General features: G+C 49.8%; 14 protein-coding genes. All 14 read right to left on the reverse strand.

The window, feature by feature from the left end:
• Nucleotides 1-106: 106 nt before the first annotated feature.
• The 14 genes from CFI03_RS12865 to ilvB all read right to left on the reverse strand — a co-directional run bounded on the left by CFI03_RS12865 (nt 107) and on the right by ilvB (nt 17301).
• Nucleotides 107-1840: a sensor histidine kinase gene (locus tag CFI03_RS12865; protein ID WP_116393944.1), complete on the reverse strand. Its 1734-nt coding sequence runs from the start codon at nt 1838-1840 to the stop codon at nt 107-109.
• A 15-nt stretch (nt 1841-1855) separates the two neighbouring features.
• Nucleotides 1856-3424 (reverse strand): response regulator, encoded by a 1569-nt coding sequence (locus CFI03_RS12870; protein ID WP_116393945.1) that lies wholly within the window; start codon nt 3422-3424, stop codon nt 1856-1858.
• Between the two features lie 347 nt (nt 3425-3771).
• Nucleotides 3772-5289: a leucyl aminopeptidase gene (locus tag CFI03_RS12875; RefSeq protein WP_116393946.1), complete on the reverse strand. Its 1518-nt coding sequence runs from the start codon at nt 5287-5289 to the stop codon at nt 3772-3774.
• Nucleotides 5290-5364: 75 nt separating this feature from the next.
• Entirely contained in the window at nt 5365-6744 is a 1380-nt protein-coding gene (locus CFI03_RS12880; protein WP_116393947.1) for an ATP-binding protein, read from the reverse strand.
• A 173-nt stretch (nt 6745-6917) separates the two neighbouring features.
• Nucleotides 6918-8213, reverse strand: coding sequence for an anti-sigma factor domain-containing protein (locus CFI03_RS12885; protein ID WP_116393948.1), 1296 nt, complete (start codon nt 8211-8213; stop codon nt 6918-6920).
• Nucleotides 8210-9001 carry an RNA polymerase sigma factor SigI gene (sigI, locus tag CFI03_RS12890; protein ID WP_116393949.1) on the reverse strand — a complete coding sequence of 264 codons (792 nt, stop codon included), beginning with the start codon at nt 8999-9001 and terminating at the stop codon, nt 8210-8212. Before sigI ends, CFI03_RS12885 begins: the two co-directional genes overlap by 4 nt.
• A 177-nt stretch (nt 9002-9178) precedes the next feature.
• Nucleotides 9179-9595, reverse strand: coding sequence for a hypothetical protein (locus tag CFI03_RS12895; protein ID WP_116393950.1), 417 nt, complete (start codon nt 9593-9595; stop codon nt 9179-9181).
• Nucleotides 9596-9884: 289 nt separating this feature from the next.
• Nucleotides 9885-10433, reverse strand: coding sequence for a peroxiredoxin (locus CFI03_RS12900; protein WP_116393951.1), 549 nt, complete (start codon nt 10431-10433; stop codon nt 9885-9887).
• Nucleotides 10434-10583: 150 nt separating this feature from the next.
• Nucleotides 10584-11663, reverse strand: coding sequence for a 3-isopropylmalate dehydrogenase (gene leuB, locus CFI03_RS12905; RefSeq protein WP_116393952.1), 1080 nt, complete (start codon nt 11661-11663; stop codon nt 10584-10586).
• A 136-nt stretch (nt 11664-11799) separates the two neighbouring features.
• Entirely contained in the window at nt 11800-12198 is a 399-nt protein-coding gene (locus CFI03_RS12910; protein ID WP_116393953.1) for a secondary thiamine-phosphate synthase enzyme YjbQ, read from the reverse strand.
• 86 nt (nt 12199-12284) lie between these two features.
• A complete protein-coding gene (locus CFI03_RS12915; protein ID WP_116393954.1) occupies nt 12285-13829 on the reverse strand; it encodes a 2-isopropylmalate synthase in 1545 nt (514 codons plus the stop codon).
• A gap of 123 nt (nt 13830-13952) precedes the next feature.
• Nucleotides 13953-14945, reverse strand: a complete 993-nt coding sequence (ilvC, locus tag CFI03_RS12920) for a ketol-acid reductoisomerase (RefSeq protein WP_015842927.1) — start codon at nt 14943-14945, stop codon at nt 13953-13955.
• Between the two features lie 128 nt (nt 14946-15073).
• Complete coding sequence (ilvN, locus tag CFI03_RS12925; RefSeq protein WP_015842926.1) at nt 15074-15559, reverse strand: acetolactate synthase small subunit; 486 nt, start codon at nt 15557-15559, stop codon at nt 15074-15076.
• Nucleotides 15556-17301, reverse strand: coding sequence for a biosynthetic-type acetolactate synthase large subunit (ilvB, locus tag CFI03_RS12930; protein WP_116393955.1), 1746 nt, complete (start codon nt 17299-17301; stop codon nt 15556-15558). Before ilvB ends, ilvN begins: the two co-directional genes overlap by 4 nt.
• Nucleotides 17302-17687: the final 386 nt, after the last annotated feature.

The raw sequence follows: 17687 nt of genomic DNA on the forward strand, positions 1-17687 counted from the left end.
AACGTGTTTGTTGTAAGCACTTTCATCATAAAACGAATCCGAAAGCTTGATTACCCCTCAAACTTTAGTTCGTACTTTGAAAAGCATAGTTCAACTTTTTTGTCGTTTATTGCCCGTTCATGTCGAGAGGAAGACGCAGCTCAACGGTTGTTCCATGACCTTCTTCGCTGACAATGTCGAATTCAAAGGAGTCTTTATAGCAGAGCTTCAGCCGGGTATAGACGTTTTTCACTCCGACATTGTCACCGATGGAATCATCCAAACGCAGGTAACTAAGCAGCTCCGACAGCTTGGCTTCGGACATGCCAATCCCGTTATCGGACAGCCTGAATATCAGCTTGTTTCCGGCAATTCCGATATGAATCTGAATAAGGCCGATTCCCGGCGAGCTTTCAATGCCGTGTATGCTGGCGTTCTCGACAAACGGCAGGAAGGTCATCTTCGGAATCATCTGGTCGTATACGGTATCTTCGACGGTAATCTGGTATTGCAGTTTATCTCCAAACCTGTATTTTTGAATTTCAAGGAAGCATTCCGTCAGCTCAATCTCTTCCCGGATCGACACCCAGCTGCGTTTCCAGGAAATCGACTTCCGAAAAATCTTTGCCATATAGTGAATGGTCTTCGCAGTCTCGTTCTCCCCCTTCATCAGGCTTCGCATCCGAATCGTCTCGAGCGAATTGAACAGGAAGTGCGGATTGATCTGGCTGTGAAGGGCATGAAGCTGTGCCTGCCGCTGGCGGATCTCCAGATCCTTCTTCTGAATATCGGCCTGGTAGACATCGGTAATGAGGTTGTCGATCCGCTCGGTCATCCGGTTGAATTCGCCGGTCAATTGGCCGATCTCATCTCGCGCATCGTCAAGCGGGATCGTCTCGAAATGCTGATTTTTCACCTTTTTCATATGCTTTACAATCTTGACGAGACGTTTGTTTATGGATCTGGAGAGGGCCGCGATAATCAAAGAAGGCAGCACAAAGTTAATAAGCGCCAAATAGATGACAAAGGAACCGGATTTCCGCACGTCATGCAGAAAGCTCCCTTCGTTAATGACGCCATGGAGGGACCAGTTGTTCAAATAATTGTTGTTCGTATACACCTTGTCAAAGGAAAGAGAGTTTTTCGGCATCGGAAGCGCTTCGCTCTTCTGAGCCTTCGAGTGCCAGTCTACGCTGGAATCGTTGGAATAGAGGACGTCACCTTCCGGATTCAAGAAATAAATGCTGCCCTCAAAGCCGGATAACGCAAACAACTGCTTGACTGTTGCCATATTCAGATCAATCTTGATCAGATTGTTATAGCCGTTGCCTTTGACATAGTTCAGTCTTTGAACAAGGCTAAACGTGTCTCCATCCTGTATAAACAACGGATAAGAAACATTCGTTTTTATAAAATCCCGGTACCAGTCGGCTTCCTTCTCCGTTTCGCTAAGGGGCATAATAGGTCCGGAGGACAACACGGTTGGATTATCGGTATAAATAACGGTAGCGCTGGTTGTTTTGTAAGCCTGCTCGGATTTGTTGAAGACGCTTCGGATATTGTTAAAAGCTTCAACGTATTCGATTTGAGAATCGTACTTTTCGTCCAGCAGCTGATTCAGCATCGGATCGATATAATACAGGTAGGAAATACCCGCGGCTTCATCGATGACAGCACGAAGCTCGCCCTGAAGCTTCTCCAGGGCGATGTCGGCGTCATGCGATTTTTGGTTTTTAATATTGTTGGTTGTCACGTTATAGAAAACGATATTGGTTAATACGATCGGGATAAATACGCAAAAGACGTACATCAGCAAAAGCTTGTCCCGCAATTTAAGATGATTCCAATGAAATCTGCCCATCAAATCTCCACCCGTTTATTTTTTGCCCAGCAGCTTGTTGCGGTAGTCGGTCGGGGTCACTTTCTCCAGCTTCTCAAATTGGGTCACAAAATAATCGGCATTCTGAAAGCCCACTTTCTCCGCAATCTCGTACATCCGGAAATCGGTCTGGCGAAGCAGCTTTTTGGCTTCTCCGATCCGGATCTGCAGGAGAAAATCATTGAAATAGGTCCCATAGGTTTTGCGGAACAGCTGCCCCAAATAAACGGAGTTCATATAAAATTTGCCCGCAATGCTCTTAAGGCTAATATTCTCGGTATAGTTCGCCTCGATGTATTTCTTGATGCGTTCAATCCCGCCCTTGGACTGCTCGTTCCGAAGCTCGGCCAAATAAGCGGCAGCCTCGCGGAGAAAATCCGTGAAGAGTCCCTTCAAGTCCTGCAGACGGCTATGGCTGCCCTGCCAGTCCATAATGAGCGGGAGCTTGCTAAGTCCCTTCTCGTCTCCTTCCATCTTCCGAATAATATTAATAATTCCGATCACAAACCGGGTAATCGTATTGGCAACCGCATTGGGAGCAAACCGCTTCTCGACGAATTGGCGGAATAACAGCTCGATATCCTGCTCATACGACTCCGCGTTATTCTCCTCCAGTCTCTCGAGCAGTCTGCCGTACAGCTCCGAATCAACGTCGAAATAATACAGCGGGGTCCCCTGTACCTGATTCGCGTAAATAACGGAGCTGCCTTGCTCGGCGTATTTATAGGACATGGCTTCATTCGCCGAACGGTAGGAAGCGTACATTTCTTGCAGTCGTTCCACGGTCTTGCCGATATACAAGGTAGCCGGCCTGCCCGAAGTCTTCGTAACGGCTGCATGCAAGCTGTTATAGGCGGATTCAAGACGTGTTTCCGGCGATAAAAACGACCTCTGATCCATAAGCAGACCAAATAAACCGTTCGCCTGCTCATAGACCGGAATTTTGCTGCTTGGAGCAGCGCTCACCGATTGCGCGACGGCGGCCAGCTCCTTCGCCTGCCATTCGGTCCCATTGGATTGCGCGCTGGCATGAAGCTCAACCAGCACATATTCGAAGCTTGAGAACTCCGGCATTTGCAGCGCCGCGCATAAAGCCGCGTTATCAGCCTCCGAGAACTGGCCTTGAACCAGCGTTTCCACAATAGAGTCCGTGACCAGGCTGTCGCCTGCGATCGTGGCCAGCTTTTTTAATCCCAATGTTCCGGAAAGCGCCTTCAACGTTGTCTCCAGTTCATCCTCATCGATAGGCTTTAATATATAGTCATGAACTCCGTAACGGAGAGCGCGCTGCGCATATTGGAAATCGTGATACCCGCTGACGATAATAAAGGTTGGGCTATATGCGCCTTCCTCGGTAACCTTTTGAATCAGCCCCAGCCCGTCCAGCACCGGCATCCGGATATCCGCGATAACAAGATCAGGCTTAATCAGCTGTATTTTCTCTAAAGCTTCCTGTCCGTTACCCGCTTCGTCGCAGATCTCATAGCCAAGCGATTCCCAGTCTATTAAATTTTTTAATCCTTTGCGCACAAAAATCTCATCATCCACCAATAACACTTTGTACATAGGCAAGGCCCCCTTACAGTTGAATCTTCAAGCCGATACTTAATGACATTAATAATTATAAAAGCAATCCAATGATAAAACATCCTGCTCTGATTACCAGTTTTTCTCCTATTATTAGGACTTTTGAACAGTTAACTTTTTTTCTGTAAGCGATTTCAAATTATGGCTTATTACGTCCCGTCAAGCTTATAAAGAAAATTATAAAGCGGTTGTACGGTGTCCAATACCGAGAAACTATAGAACTTTCTTTGCGAATTAAAGAGAATCGAATTGGTTTAAAAAGAAAACAGCCAGCTATGACGGCTGAATTTCAGCCGTTCATAACTAGCTGTTTAATGAGAATGCCTTTAACCCTCGTTCTTCGTTACGAGTTCGACCAGCGTGCGAACCATTACCCCGGTTGCTCCTTTTGGCTCCAGCCCGCGGCTCTTATCGAGGAATGCCGTACCGGCAATGTCCAGATGAACCCAAGGAAGATCCTCCGCGAAAGCCCCGATAAACAAACCGCCTGTCGTTGCGCCGGCATACCGTCCGCCGCTGTTCTTCAGATCGGCTGCATCGCTTCGCAGCTGTCTCTTATACTCCGGATAAGCCGGAAGCTGCCAGATCCGTTCGCCGCTGCGCCCTGCAGCTTCGAGCACCTGCTGCATCAGCGGTTCGTTATTAGTAATGGCGCCTGTCGCTTCCGTGCCTAACGCGACCATCACCGCTCCGGTTAGCGTTGCTACGTCAACCAGCTGCGTTGCGCCTCTGCGGATCGCCGTTGTCAGGCCGTCCCCAAGAACAAGACGTCCTTCCGCATCGGTATTGACGATTTCAACCGTTAAGCCATTCATCATTTTAATGACATCGCCCGGTTTAAAGGCTTGGGCAGAGGGCATATTTTCCGCTGTCGGTATAACCGCAATAACGTTTACGTCCGGCTTAAGCTCGCCAATAACGCGCATGGCGCCCAGCACCGCTGCCGCGCCGCCCATATCGGAGATCATTTCCTCCATGCCCGGCCCTTTCTTGAGCGAAATTCCGCCGGTATCAAAGGTGATGCCCTTGCCGATTAATCCCCATGCTTCTTCCTTGTCGGGAGCGCCTTTATAATGAATAACAATCATTCTTGGCGCATGGACGCTGCCCTGGCCTACCGCCAGCAAACCGCCCATTCCCTGCTCGATCGCTGCCCACTCATCCAGTACTTCGATATCCAGATCCCATTCGCGGGCAAGCTCTTCCGCATGAGCGGCAAGCGACTCCGGAACCAGCTGATTACCCGGAAGATTAGTCAAATCGCGCGCAACCTTCACGCCTTCCGCGTACAGCTGGCCGACCTTCATGCCCTCATTCCACGTTTCCGCCATATCCGCCGGTATCGCAGCACCCGCAGCGGGCACAAAGGATACATGGGAAAGCGAATAACGCTGCTTGGCTTGACGCAGTTCCGGAAGGCGGTCGTGAACCGCTAGCGTCAGCCCTTCAACCAAAGCCTGCGCGGCTTGCTGCACATTGTAGTCGGCAGACGAAATAATCGCTTCAGGCAGGCGGATTTGCGCGGTTTGCGCTTTGATTTTCTTTAGGGCATTCGCGGCTGCTGCAGCCGCAAGACGAAGGCCGTGTACGCCGGTCTTATCGTCATAGCCCGCAAAAATAACATGGGAAGCCGAATGAAGCCCAAGCGTCGACAACGTCTCGGTTTGTTCCGGCTCCGCCTTGAATAATCCTTTGGCATACAGTCCTCGAACCGCCTCGTCGATTTGCGGCTGCACCCACTCCGCCATGCTGCCGGCCTTAAGCTCGGCACTGCTAATCAGTCTCACGATCGCATCCGCAGAACCTGCCGTTGACGCCGGTTCATATGTAAAATGTGTACGCATTAAATAATTCCTCTCTCTCAATGACAAAATCGGGGACCGCATCCTAATAAGCGATCTATCCCCGATTCTAATCGTTTATTCAGCTAATGGCAAATAGATAACAAACGAAGTACCGCTGCCCTCGGTACTGTCCACCCGGATCGAGCCTCCATGATTCCGGATTATCCGGTAACTGACGGACAAGCCAAGACCGGTTCCCGCTTCCTTCGTCGTAAAGAAGGGATCGAACAAGCGGGCAAGCGTCGCTTTGTCCATGCCTTTGCCGTTGTCTTTCAACGTAATCTCCGCAAATTGGCCATCGGATCTCACCACAAGATCAATCCGGCCTCTTCGTGCTTCCTGCAATGATTCAATGGCGTCAATGGAATTCTTGACGATATTCAGAATGACCTGCTTGATCTGCTTTACATCGATGGAGACCATCAAATCATTTTCATTCTCATAGGTTTCCAATTGGATGTCGCAGTTGCGCATCAACGCTTCGCTTTCCGTAAGCAGAATCACTTCCTGCACAAGCCGGTTGATCGATACCGACTTCTTCATTGGCGCGGAAGGCTTGGATGAATTCAGGAATTCGAAAATAATATCGTTCGCCCGGTCGATCTCCGTAAGAATAATCCGGGCGTATTCTTCCTTTCCAAGCTGCATGAGATAGGGCCGCAACAATTGAATAAACCCGCGAATGGACGTGAGCGGGTTACGGATCTCATGAGCAATCGCAGCCGCAATCCGGCCTAGCATCGCCAGCTTGTCGTTTTGCAGGGCAGTCTGCTCGATTTGCTTATACTCGGAAACATCCTTTACGCTGATCAAAAAGTCACCGTTCATCTGGTCGCCGTAAGTAAAGGACACAAGCAAATGCTTGCCGTCCTTGTCCTGGAACTCGTAGTACACATTCCGCTTCAGAATCATTTCCTTATGTAAGCGAAGGATAACGCGTTTGGTAGAACGCTTCAGCAGCGGATGCAGCAGAATCTCCCGCAAATTGCAGCCGACTAATGTTTTACGTGGAATATCCAGAAGCTTAGCCATCCGGACGTTGATAAATGACAAAATCCCGTCGCTGTCAAATAACGCAATGCCGCTGTCCATATGCTGGAGGACATTCTCATACTTATGTTTAACCATCTCGAAGGAGCGGTTGGAAAGAAAAAGCCTCTCGCGCATATCCGAAAACTTTTGTTCGACCGTCTCGGCCGGTACTTCATTCATTCTGTGGGCAACCATCACTTCTATAAGAAACATGAACGATTGATTATAAAGCTTTAACGCTTCTTCGGATTCCACATTGGCGGCCAAATATTGGATACTTTCCTCGTGAACAGCAATAATCTCCTCAGGGTTGAACCCCTTAATGTCTTTACCGAGTTCTGATGCTTTGTAGAGGGACTGCTCCTCGCCGCCACGAATATATTCGGCAAGCGCCGGGAAATAGCGCTTTCTAATGGAATGCATCATCAACCCTCCCCGGCCACAACGATTTACAACATTTAACAACCTTACATATCTCTATTATCATAGGATTTATTGCCAATAGCTGTCAATCGGAGACTTTGTCGAAAAATGGGCCTGTTTTCCAGCGAAAAACCGACTTTTTTCCCGTGCCCAACGTCCTATGATTCGAGTTTTTATTTATCCCGATCGTTGTGGTCCTCCCGGTCCTTGTCTTTCTTGTTGTCATTGTGGTTATTCTTGCGGTCATTTCCCTGGTCATCGTCATTCTCGTTATCATCGTTTTGCCAATTCCACTTCTCCAGCTTACTCGAGCCGTTCACCGCATTATTGTTTTTTTTATCGTCATTTTTGTCGTCATCGCCATCTTTACCCGAATTGTTTCCATGGTTAGACCAATTCCCGTTCTGCCATTTCTCCTTATCCGGGCCAGATGGCTTGTTTGGAGATACCGGCTTCGCGGGACGGGAAGGTTTATTCGAGTTGTTTTCTTTGGACCAAGACGGTTTTTCGGCATGAGACGGTCTCGTCGGATGCTTCAACGGAGTCTCGGTTGGCTTAATAGGCGCCGTCTTATTGATGGTTGCGCCCACGCCTTGCGAGGATTGGGATTTATCCGCAGCCGGTGTAGCCGTTGCTTGCGATTTGTTTTGCTTTTCCTTGACGGCAAGCTCTTTCAGCTTCTCTTTGCTGGCGCCCTTTTCCACGATTTTCTTCACGCCGCCCGCTGCCTTTGTCGCTTCGGCAAGGGATTGTGCCTTGATTTGCTCAAGCTCAATATTGTAGCCTTCATCCTTGGCTATGAGATAAACGGCCATCTTACCCGAAGAAATGCCATTCTGGGATGCTTCCTCGCGTACTTCCGTAGGAACGGAAAGCACCGTTACGTTAGGCTCCTTAGCCGCGTCAATCTGCTTAATCGTCTCTTGAACCTTCTGATCGACAGCGTCGGTCACCGTCTTTTCCAGCTCTTTTCCGGGGCTTTTATCCTCCAGCATGTAGCTTGTAATGACGATATCCTTATCCGGTTTATCCAAATAATGCTCTGCCGCAACCGTACTCATAATGGAGGCGGCAACCTCTTCGATAGACTTGCCCTTATAGCTGATTTTGCTTACGATCGCTTGTCCGTCACGATTAAGTCCGCTAAGCTCCTGCACGCGCTGCTGTTTGTCCACGCCCAGCTCAATGCTTGGATTTATGTCAAGGCTCACATATGCAACGACGGGATGAGCTTCTGCCGTAGTCAAATAGAAGAAGGGGATAAAGAAGAGCAGGATGGCTGCCGCTGCCCCGGAATACCAGTAGACTCTCTTAGGGTTACGTCTTGGCATGGCGCCCGTCTCCGCCGGAATCGTTGCTTCCTCCCCGATTCGCATATGGGCTTGACGCGGGATTGAAATGAATTGGCCCTCCGCCGTCATGACGACTGCCTTCTTGTTTTCTATGGAGAGAACAATCCCTCGTTTCATAATCCCGCCTCCTTCCCTGGCATTGGTACTGAAATGTTTAAGTAATCGGATAAATACGGATATGTACCGTTTAAAATAAGCGAAATGGCAATAATATATTTTCGGTTGCGTTCTACCGTTTTCCTCGATACGCCGCATAGCTCCGTCAGCTCTTTGACCGGAAGCTTGCCCGTTACATACAGCTGGGCAAACAGCTCCCGCTGACTCGCAAGCGTCTGCGCGATACCCTGCAGAAGCAGGCGGGAATCGGCATGCTTCGGCGAGCTGTCGGCGAGTTCCATGAAGGAAATCTGGAACTGCTGCAGTTCCTTCGAATATTCCTCTATTTCAAGCCGCCGGTCATCACCGTCTTGCTTCAGCTGATAAGCATGCATAGCCATTTTGGTATCAATCGGGTTGTAAGTCTGTTCCTCTTCATCCTGCTGATCAAAGGCCGTATACGGCACCGTCTTGAGATGACGCTGCTCTTTGCGCACATAGTCAATAAGCCTGCGGCGCATGACCGTCTCTGCAAAGCTAAGGAAAGACCTGCCCGACTCCGGGGAAAACTGCGTGATCGCTTCATTAAATGCCGTTAAGGCTACGCTAAACTCATCATCGCGCGTGGGGTCGACGAACCGCTTGCAGAATCCGCTCGTCACCTTCGCTACATACGGCTTGTAATCGGAAATTAACTTTTCCCTCAATTGGTCATCGCCGTCATGAATTCGTTTAATAATCTGTTCGGGAGCTAATCTTTCGTCATTAGCAGCTTCAGCGGCTGATTTCCGCAAAAACCGTTTAAACATGAAGAGTATCCTCCTCTCTATATAAGTTTCGATACCTTGCTTTTGTTTTCAGGGGGTTCTGTCTTAGCAAATGTTAGAAATATGAGAATAAATATGAGAAATCTATGGTAAAGCCGTCATTATGCTTAGAAAAAAAAGCCCCCGACTCGGAGGCTTAACTTTGGTCGTGCAAAAAAGTTAAACAGAAGTTCGTCGCTGCCGTAGTTTATTTCGTCTTCCGCTTAACATCCCAAGACGAGTCTTAAGCTCGTTTTCCCATGCCTCGTCGCCAATCTGCTTCGCAAAGGTGAGCAGGTCAAGCGAAATATCGATTTGACTCAATACAACCTCCATGGGATCCTCATTCTCGTGATTAACGCAATTCTCATAAAGCGCTTTGCCTTCCTGCTCCACGTAATCCTGGAAGTCAACCTCGGCGGCTCCGTCCCCATGGGCATACTCAGCCAATATTTCATATTCATTCTCAATCAAATAATGTATCTCTACGCGATGGCATACAGGACAGAAAAGAATCGGTACATTATGAATGTGAGTTCGCATATGCTTCAATGTGCCTTTCGTTCCGATCATACTCGCTCCACAACAAAAGCTCATCGGGCGACAACCTCCTAAAAGAATTTCGCGGTTTCGGCGACAATTCTGCTTCGTAAGGATCAGCTAAGAATTTTCGCGGTTTTTGCGACAATTCTTATTTCGTAGGGATTAACTTAACCAGCGCATGCTTACTTCTCAAACTTATTCGCTTCTTCCTGCCGAAATTCCTGCTTTACAAGCATAATCCGGCTTCTTTCTACATGCAAACCAGGATTTACCTCCGCGCGGCCAAAAAACAAAAAAAGCCCGTACCACATTGTGGTACGGGCTTTTTCCAGCTTAGAAGAACTTATTTCGCAACCAGATGTTGTTGACCTGGTTTCCAGTTCATTGGGCACAGACCGCCGGATTGCAGAGCTTGCAATACGCGGAGCGTTTCGTCAACGCTGCGGCCTACGTCGTTATGGTTAACGACTTGGTATTTTACTTCGCCTTCAGGATCGATGATGTACAGGCCGCGCAATGCAACGCCTTCTTCTTCGATCAGGACGCCGTAGTCACGAGCAACGCTCTTAGTGATGTCGGCAGCCAGCGGGAAGTTCAACTCGCCAAGGCCATTGTCGTTAACTGGAGTGTTGATCCAAGCACGGTGGCTGTGCTTGCTGTCAACGGAAACGCCAAGAACTTCTGTATTCAGAGCTTTGAATTGCTCGAAAGCAAGGCTCAAAGCTGTAATTTCAGTTGGGCATACAAATGTGAAGTCGAGTGGGTAGAAGAACAATACCAGCCATTTACCTTTGTAATCAGCAAGGGATGCTGTTCCGAAATCTTTACCGTCACCTGTTGCCGTATCCATTTTGAAGTCCGGAGCCGGACGGCCTACCAAACGCTCTGCCATAATACAATTCCTCCTTAACCTATCCAACAATTTTTATAGTTAATGTCACTATTAAAGCCGTGACTTACTTATAGAATAGTAACACTAGCCTAGAATAAAGTCAATATTGGAATCAATATTTATTTATAATTATTATAAATAAGGAATTGCTTATTTTTTCATAGCAGCAACGATCAGATCGCCCATTGCTGTTGTACCGATTGCGGAGCTCTTGTCCACGGCGATGTCGCCCGTACGGTGACCGGCGTCAAGAACGTTTTTAACCGCGTCTTCAATAACTTGAGCCGCTTCATGGTAGCCAAATGTCAGGCGGAACATAAGCGCAACGGAAAGAATCGTCGCAATCGGGTTCGAGATGCCTTGACCGGCAATGTCAGGAGCGGAGCCGTGTACCGGCTCGTACAGGCCAAAGCTGCCTTCGCCAAGGGAAGCGGAGGAGAGCATGCCGATCGAACCTGTCAGCATAGCTGCTTCGTCGCTCAAGATGTCGCCGAACATGTTTTCCGTTACGATAACGTCGAAGCTGGACGGACGGCGGAGCAATTGCATCGCGCAGTTGTCTACGAGAACATGCTCGAGTTCAACTTCCGGATATTCCGGAGCAATCCGGTTAACCACTTCGCGCCACAGACGGGAAGTTTCGAGAACGTTTGCTTTGTCTACGGAAGCCAGACGCTTGCTGCGCGTCATTGCGATGTCGAAGGCTTGGCGAACGATACGCTCAACTTCTTGCACGTTGTATACGCAAGTATCCACGGCTTCTTCGCCGTTTGCGCCTTCGCGGCGGAATTTCTCGCCGAAGTAGATGCCGCCAGTCAGCTCGCGGACTACGATGAGGTCAGTGCCTTCGAGAACTTCAGGCTTCAGCGTCGATGCTTCTTTCAGACAGTCGAATACGTTAGCTGGACGGATGTTCGAGAACAAGCCCAGTGCTTTACGGATGCCGAGCAGACCTGTTTCCGGACGAAGCTCTTTCGGGTTGTTGTCCCATTTCGGACCGCCAACAGCGCCGAGCAATACAGCGTCAGCCTTTTTGCAAATATCAAGCGTTTCTTGCGGCAGCGGCGTGCCTTTCTCGTCGATTGCGATACCGCCGAACAGACCATGCTCGAATTCGAATTGGTAACCGAACAGCTCCTCGGTTTTTTTCATAACTTTAAGCGCCTCGCCAACTACCTCTGGGCCGATACCGTCGCCGGCGATGACAGCGATTTTTTTTACTTCTGACATAATTATACACTCCTCGTATTCGCTCTATTAAGCTATTCTCATTCTTTTATCATTTGTACCACATTTCTAGCATGAAAACCAAGATATAAAATCTATCATCTTTATAGGTGCTGCTTATAAAGGCAGTTAGCCTGCTTTAACCTTCAATAAGCTTGAGATGAAAATGGCGGGTTCGCGGCCCGTCAAACTCGCAGAAATAAATGCCCTGCCACGTGCCAAGCACCAGCTTGCCGCCGTTAATGATAACCGTCTGGCTTGTCCCGGTCGTCAGCGCCTTCAGATGGGAGGCCGTATTCCCTTCCGCATGGCGGTATTTCGGGTGCTCCCAGGGATATACCTCGTTCAGCCTCATCAGGATATCGTGCTTCACATCCGGATCGGCATTCTCCTGAATCGTAATCCCGGCCGTCGTATGCGGACAATACACAATAGCAAGTCCATTCTGGATACCTTCGCGGGCAACAATAGAGGCCACCTTGCGGGTAATGTCGATCATTTCGTCTCTTCTTGATGTTTGCAGCGTCTCGGTAATCATTTATTCCGCTCCTTTCATCGCAAAAGCCAAACGGAGAAAGTCTGAATAGACCTTTTCGGTTTGGCTTTTGTCGGTACTATGGCTTCTTAAATCAAGCTCATCTTGTCGCGGCGTCCCGGGGACTTGCGCTTCTCGATAAGACGGTTAAGAGCGTCGATATAAGCGCGTGCGCTTGCTTCAAGGATGTCCGTGCTGAGACCGCGGCCTTGGGCGGAAATATCGTCCTGCTTCAGCACCACGTGCACCTCGCCTTGCGCATCCTTGCCTTGCGATACGGACTTGATGGAGTAGTCCTCAAGCTCAACCGCTTCAGCCGTTACTTTATCAATCGCGTTGTAGATCGCGTCTACGGAGCCGTTGCCGATAGCGACTTCTTCGCGAGTCTCGCTCTCCGCTGTACGGATGCGAACCGAAGCGCTAGGCGTCGATTGGTTGCCGTAGCTGACTTGAATCGCTTCAAGCGTATAAACTTCCGGCGTATCGACCAGCTTCTCTTCCAAGAAAGCACGAATATCTTCATCCGTAACATGCTTCTTGCGGTCAGCCAGATCCTTGAACTTCGCGAAAGCAACGTTAACTGCTTCTTCGTCCAGCTCGTAGCCGAGGTCGATCAGCTTCTCGCGGAACGCATGGCGTCCGGAGTGCTTGCCAAGAACAAGCTTCGAATCGCGAAGACCGATCGTTTCCGGAGAAATAATCTCGTAAGTCGTTTTCTCCTTCAGCATGCCGTCCTGGTGAATGCCGGACTCGTGAGCAAACGCGTTGGCGCCAACAATCGCTTTGTTGCCAGGGATGACCATACCGGTCAGCTTGCTGACAAGGCGGCTTGTTCTTGCGATTTCCTGCAGGTTCAGACCCGTTTTTGCGCCAAAATAATCGAAACGCGTCTCGAGTGCCAGAGCCACTTCCTCAAGCGCCGTGTTACCCGCACGTTCGCCGATACCGTTGATCGTACCTTCGATCTGGTCGGCGCCGTTCAGGATAGCCGCGAGGGCGTTAGCCGTTGCCATGCCGAGATCGTCATGACAGTGAGCGCTAAGCTGGATTTTTTCGATGTTTGGCACATTTTCCTTCACCGTCTTGAAGATATTGCCGTATTCAAGCGGATTCAAATAACCAACCGTATCCGGAAGATTCACGACGGAAGCTCCCGCGCGAATCGCCATATCCGTCATTTGGCACACGAAATCCAATTCGGTACGTCCTGCATCCTCAAGCGAGAATTCGATTTTGCTGAAATACTTCTTCGCGTAAGTGATCGCACGTTCAGCCGTTTCCAGCACCTGCTCCTTCTCCATCCGAAGCTTATGCTTGCGGTGGATTGGGCTTGTTGCAAGGAAAACGTGAATGGATGGATCCTGCGCGCCTTTCAGCGCTTCACGTACCGCGTCGATATCCTGTTCGCGGGAGCGTGACAAGCCAATAATCGTAGCATTCTTAACTGCGCTCGCAACCGCGTTTACCGCCGCGAGGTCTCCAGGGGAAGCCGCAGGGAAGCCTGCTTCAATCCGGTCAACGCCAAGCTTCTCAAGCTGAAGCGCGATCTCAACCTTTTCCTTCGTGTTCAGGTTAACACCGGGAGATTGCTCTCCATCGCGAAGCGTCGTGTCAAAAATATAAATTTTTCGCATTTGTGCCTTACACCTCCGGGAACAGAATCATCCCGGCCGCACAGAGCGCGTGACAGGCAGGTTGACCCTAACCTACGCGCACTCCGGCGAACCGGGATAATTTATCTGCGGGTTATGATTTTATTACTTCTTGATCCAGTGCATCAGTTCGCGCAGCTGTTTACCAGTTTGCTCGATTGGATGAGCAGCCTCGTTGCGGCGAGTAGCTGTCAGCATAGCACGGTTCGATTGGTTTTCAAGGATGAAGTCGCGTGCGAAGCGGCCGGATTGGATGTCTTCCAGAACGCGTTTCATTTCTTTTTTCGTTTCTTCCGTAACGATACGAGGACCAGTTACATAGTCGCCGTATTCAGCCGTGTTGGAGATCGAGTCGCGCATTGTAGCCAGACCGCCTTCATACATCAGGTCAACGATCAGCTTCAGCTCGTGCAAGCACTCGAAGTAAGCCATTTCCGGAGCGTAGCCAGCTTCAACCAGAGTTTCGAAGCCTGCTTTAACGAGTGCGGAAGCGCCGCCGCACAATACGGCTTGCTCACCGAACAAGTCTGTTTCTGTTTCTTCTTTGAAGGAAGTTTCGATAACGCCTGCACGGGTACAGCCGATACCTTTTGCGTAAGCAAGACCGATTGCTTTCGCGTTGCCGGAAGCATCTTGGTGGATTGCGATCAGACCAGGAACGCCGAAGCCCTCTTGGTATGTACGGCGAACCATATGACCAGGGGATTTAGGAGCTACCAGGAATACGTCTGTATCTTTGCTTGGCACGATTTGGCCGTAGTGAATGTTGAAGCCGTGGGAGAACATCAGAGCCGCGCCTTTTTTCAGGTTTGGTTCGATTTCTTCCGCGTATACTTTCGCTTGGGTTTCGTCAGGGAGCAAAATTTGAACAACGTCAGCAACTTTAGTCGCTTCAGCTACAGTCAATACTTCGAAACCGTCTTTTGCTGCAACGTCTGCGGATTTACCCGGACGAAGGCCGATAACGACTTTCAGGCCGCTGTCGCGAAGGTTTTGCGCTTGCGCGTGGCCTTGGCTGCCGTAACCGATAACTGCGATTGTCTTACCTTGAAGTACGCCTTGATCCGCGTCTTTTTCATAATACAATGTAACTGCCATTTTAATGATTGCCTCCTTTAATTTAACCCTTTTGAACGGGTGTTTAAGCAGAGAATGGACCCTATAAATTCTCCCCTTAAACCCCCGTTCAAAACGGGACATTGCTAATTTTTTTGTAAAACCTGTTATTAACGCACGTTACCGCGGTTAAGCGCTGTTACGCCAGTACGGGAAAGCTCGCGGATGCCATAAGGCTTCAGCAGCTCTACCATGGCATCGATTTTTTCGGTATCGCCAATAACTTGTACGATAAGCGAATGAGTGCCGATATCCACTACCGCTGCGCGGAAGGTGTCTACTACGCCCAGAATTTCGGGACGGGCCGAAGGCTCCGCGCTTACCTTGATAAGCGCAAGCTCGCGGGAAACCATCGGATTGGAGCTCAAATCGATAACTTTGATGACATCAATCAGCTTGTACAGCTGTTTCGTGATTTGCTCGAGCGTATGGTCATCGCCTGTTGTGACGATAACCATACGGGACAAGCCCTGCTCTTCGCTTGCGCCTACGGTAATGCTCTCAATATTGAAGCCGCGGCGTCCGAACAAGCCGGATACGCGCTGCAGAACGCCGGGCTGATCGTTGACGATAACTGCGATCGTGTGCTTTTTCATTCTGCATCCCCCATGATCATCTGATCGATCGTGCTACCCTGCGCTACCATCGGGTATACATTCTCGTCTCTGCGAACAACAAACTCGACAACTGCAGGGCCCGGATGGCGAAGCGCCTCTTCCCACACAGCTTTCGCCTCTTCCTTGTTCGAAGCGCGGAAGCCTTTCACGCCGTAAGCTTCTGCCAGCTTAACGAAGTCGGGGCTGCCTGCCAGATCGATATGGCTGAAACGGTTCTCGTGGATCAGCTCCTGCCATTGACGAACCATGCCCAGTACCTGGTTGTTCAGGATAACAACCTTAACCGGAATGTTGTTGATGGCACAAATCGCAAGCTCTTGCGCGCACATTTGCATGCCGCCGTCACCGTTGATCGATACAACGGTACGATCCGGATTCGCCATTTGGGCGCCAATCGCGGACGGGAAGCCGAAGCCCATTGTGCCGAGACCGCCGGAGGTTACCCAGGAGCGAGGTTTGTTGAATTTATAGTATTGCGCAGCCCACATCTGATGCTGGCCTACGTCCGTTGTTACGATAGCGTCGCCGCCCGTTGTTTCGTGGATCAACTCCACAACCCATTGCGGCTTCAGTTCAACATCCGAATCCTTGTAGCTGAACGGATATTGCGCTTTCGATTCTTGAATCTGCTGGCGCCAAGCATCTGCCTTGTCCGCCCGTTTCGCAAGCTGGTTAACCTGCTGCAGAACCGTTTTTACGTCGCCTACGATTGGAATATCGGTCGGAACGTTCTTGCCGATCTCCGCCGGATCGATATCGATGTGAACGATTTTCGCGTGTGGCGCGAAGCCCGCGAGCTTGCCCGTTACGCGGTCATCGAAGCGAGCCCCGATATTAATGAGGAGATCCGCAGCTTGAATCGATTTGTTCGCCGTGTACGTACCATGCATACCCGGCATGCCGAGCCACAGATCATTGCCGCTTGGGAAGCCCCCGAGACCAAGCAAAGTTGTCGTGATCGGAATATCGGTTTTCGTTACGAACTCCAGCAGCTCTTCATGCGCTCCGGAGTACACTACGCCGCCGCCTGCAAGAATGAGCGGACGCTCGGACGCTTCGATCGCTTTGATCAATTTGTCGACTTGCAGCTTGTTAGGCGAGATCGTTGGGTTGTAACCGCGGATGTTCACTTCCGTTACCGGTTTGAACAACGTTTTTGCCGCCGATACGTCCTTCGGAATATCGATCAGTACCGGACCTTTACGGCCAGTGTTCGCGATATGGAAGGCTTCATGGATGATGCGCGGAAGATCCTCAACATCGCGGACCATGTAGCTGTGCTTCGTGATTGGCATTGTAATGCCCGTAATGTCCGCTTCTTGGAATGCGTCCGTGCCGATCAGGGACGAAATAACATTACCCGTAATGACAACGAGCGGTACAGAGTCCATATAGGCTGTTGCAATCCCCGTTACGAGGTTGGTTGCGCCCGGACCGGATGTTGCGATACATACGCCGACATTGCCGCTTGCGCGCGCATAACCGTCCGCTGCGTGAATCGCGCCTTGTTCATGTCTTGTGAGAACGTGGTTGAAATCGGAGAACCCGTGCATCGCATCGTAAATGTACAATACGGCGCCGCCCGGATAACCAAACACGCAATCGACGCCTTCCAGCACCAAACTGCGGAGTAATATTTCAGAACCGGAAATTACTTCAGGCTTTCTCATCCGTTCCATAACTTCTTCTTTTGACTTCAGCGTTGCACTTTGCGTGACCATTAGTCATCCTCCTCTCGAAAACAACAAAAAAACCTTTCGTTCCTCCAGCTTCATATAGCGAAGCCTGAGGGACGAAAGGTTATATCTTCCGTGGTACCACCCAAATTCGTTATACATCTTGCGATGTACAACCTCCATAGGTAATGAACGTGTGCGCACAAAACGCCCATACCTTTGACACAATAACGCGTGTCTTGCGATTTTCCCTAATAGCCAACATTGACAGTGTTGCTTTTCAGGAAAACAGCTCCGAGGTGAGCTCGTAGAAAAGGGGTTTTGGCGATGGTTGCAGCTGATCCATCCGCTCTCTGAGCAAAAGAGCCCTTAACACTTCGTCCTCATCATTGCCGATAACATATGCTTGGATAAGATTTTCTTTATTATAT

Origin of the sequence: Paenibacillus sp. ATY16, assembly GCF_003399985.2 — a bacterium.
GTDB lineage: Bacteria > Bacillota > Bacilli > Paenibacillales > Paenibacillaceae > Pristimantibacillus > Pristimantibacillus glycanilyticus.

Bases quoted from the DNA above. Each gene is read 5' to 3' on its own strand.
- CFI03_RS12875 (WP_116393946.1), bottom strand. From the start codon at position 5,289: ATGCGTACACATTTTACATATGAACCGGCGTCAACGGCAGGTTCTGCG.
- CFI03_RS12880 (WP_116393947.1), bottom strand. From the start codon at position 6,744: ATGCATTCCATTAGAAAGCGCTATTTCCCGGCGCTTGCCGAATATATT.
- leuB (WP_116393952.1), bottom strand. From the start codon at position 11,663: ATGTCAGAAGTAAAAAAAATCGCTGTCATCGCCGGCGACGGTATCGGC.
- CFI03_RS12915 (WP_116393954.1), bottom strand. From the start codon at position 13,829: ATGCGAAAAATTTATATTTTTGACACGACGCTTCGCGATGGAGAGCAA.
- ilvC (WP_015842927.1), bottom strand. From the start codon at position 14,945: ATGGCAGTTACATTGTATTATGAAAAAGACGCGGATCAAGGCGTACTT.
- CFI03_RS12870 (WP_116393945.1), bottom strand. From the start codon at position 3,424: ATGTACAAAGTGTTATTGGTGGATGATGAGATTTTTGTGCGCAAAGGA.
- CFI03_RS12865 (WP_116393944.1), bottom strand. From the start codon at position 1,840: ATGGGCAGATTTCATTGGAATCATCTTAAATTGCGGGACAAGCTTTTG.
- CFI03_RS12895 (WP_116393950.1), bottom strand. From the start codon at position 9,595: ATGAGCTTTTGTTGTGGAGCGAGTATGATCGGAACGAAAGGCACATTG.
- ilvN (WP_015842926.1), bottom strand. From the start codon at position 15,559: ATGAAAAAGCACACGATCGCAGTTATCGTCAACGATCAGCCCGGCGTT.
- CFI03_RS12885 (WP_116393948.1), bottom strand. From the start codon at position 8,213: ATGAAACGAGGGATTGTTCTCTCCATAGAAAACAAGAAGGCAGTCGTC.
- ilvB (WP_116393955.1), bottom strand. From the start codon at position 17,301: ATGGTCACGCAAAGTGCAACGCTGAAGTCAAAAGAAGAAGTTATGGAA.
- CFI03_RS12910 (WP_116393953.1), bottom strand. From the start codon at position 12,198: ATGATTACCGAGACGCTGCAAACATCAAGAAGAGACGAAATGATCGAC.
- sigI (WP_116393949.1), bottom strand. From the start codon at position 9,001: ATGTTTAAACGGTTTTTGCGGAAATCAGCCGCTGAAGCTGCTAATGAC.
- CFI03_RS12900 (WP_116393951.1), bottom strand. From the start codon at position 10,433: ATGGCAGAGCGTTTGGTAGGCCGTCCGGCTCCGGACTTCAAAATGGAT.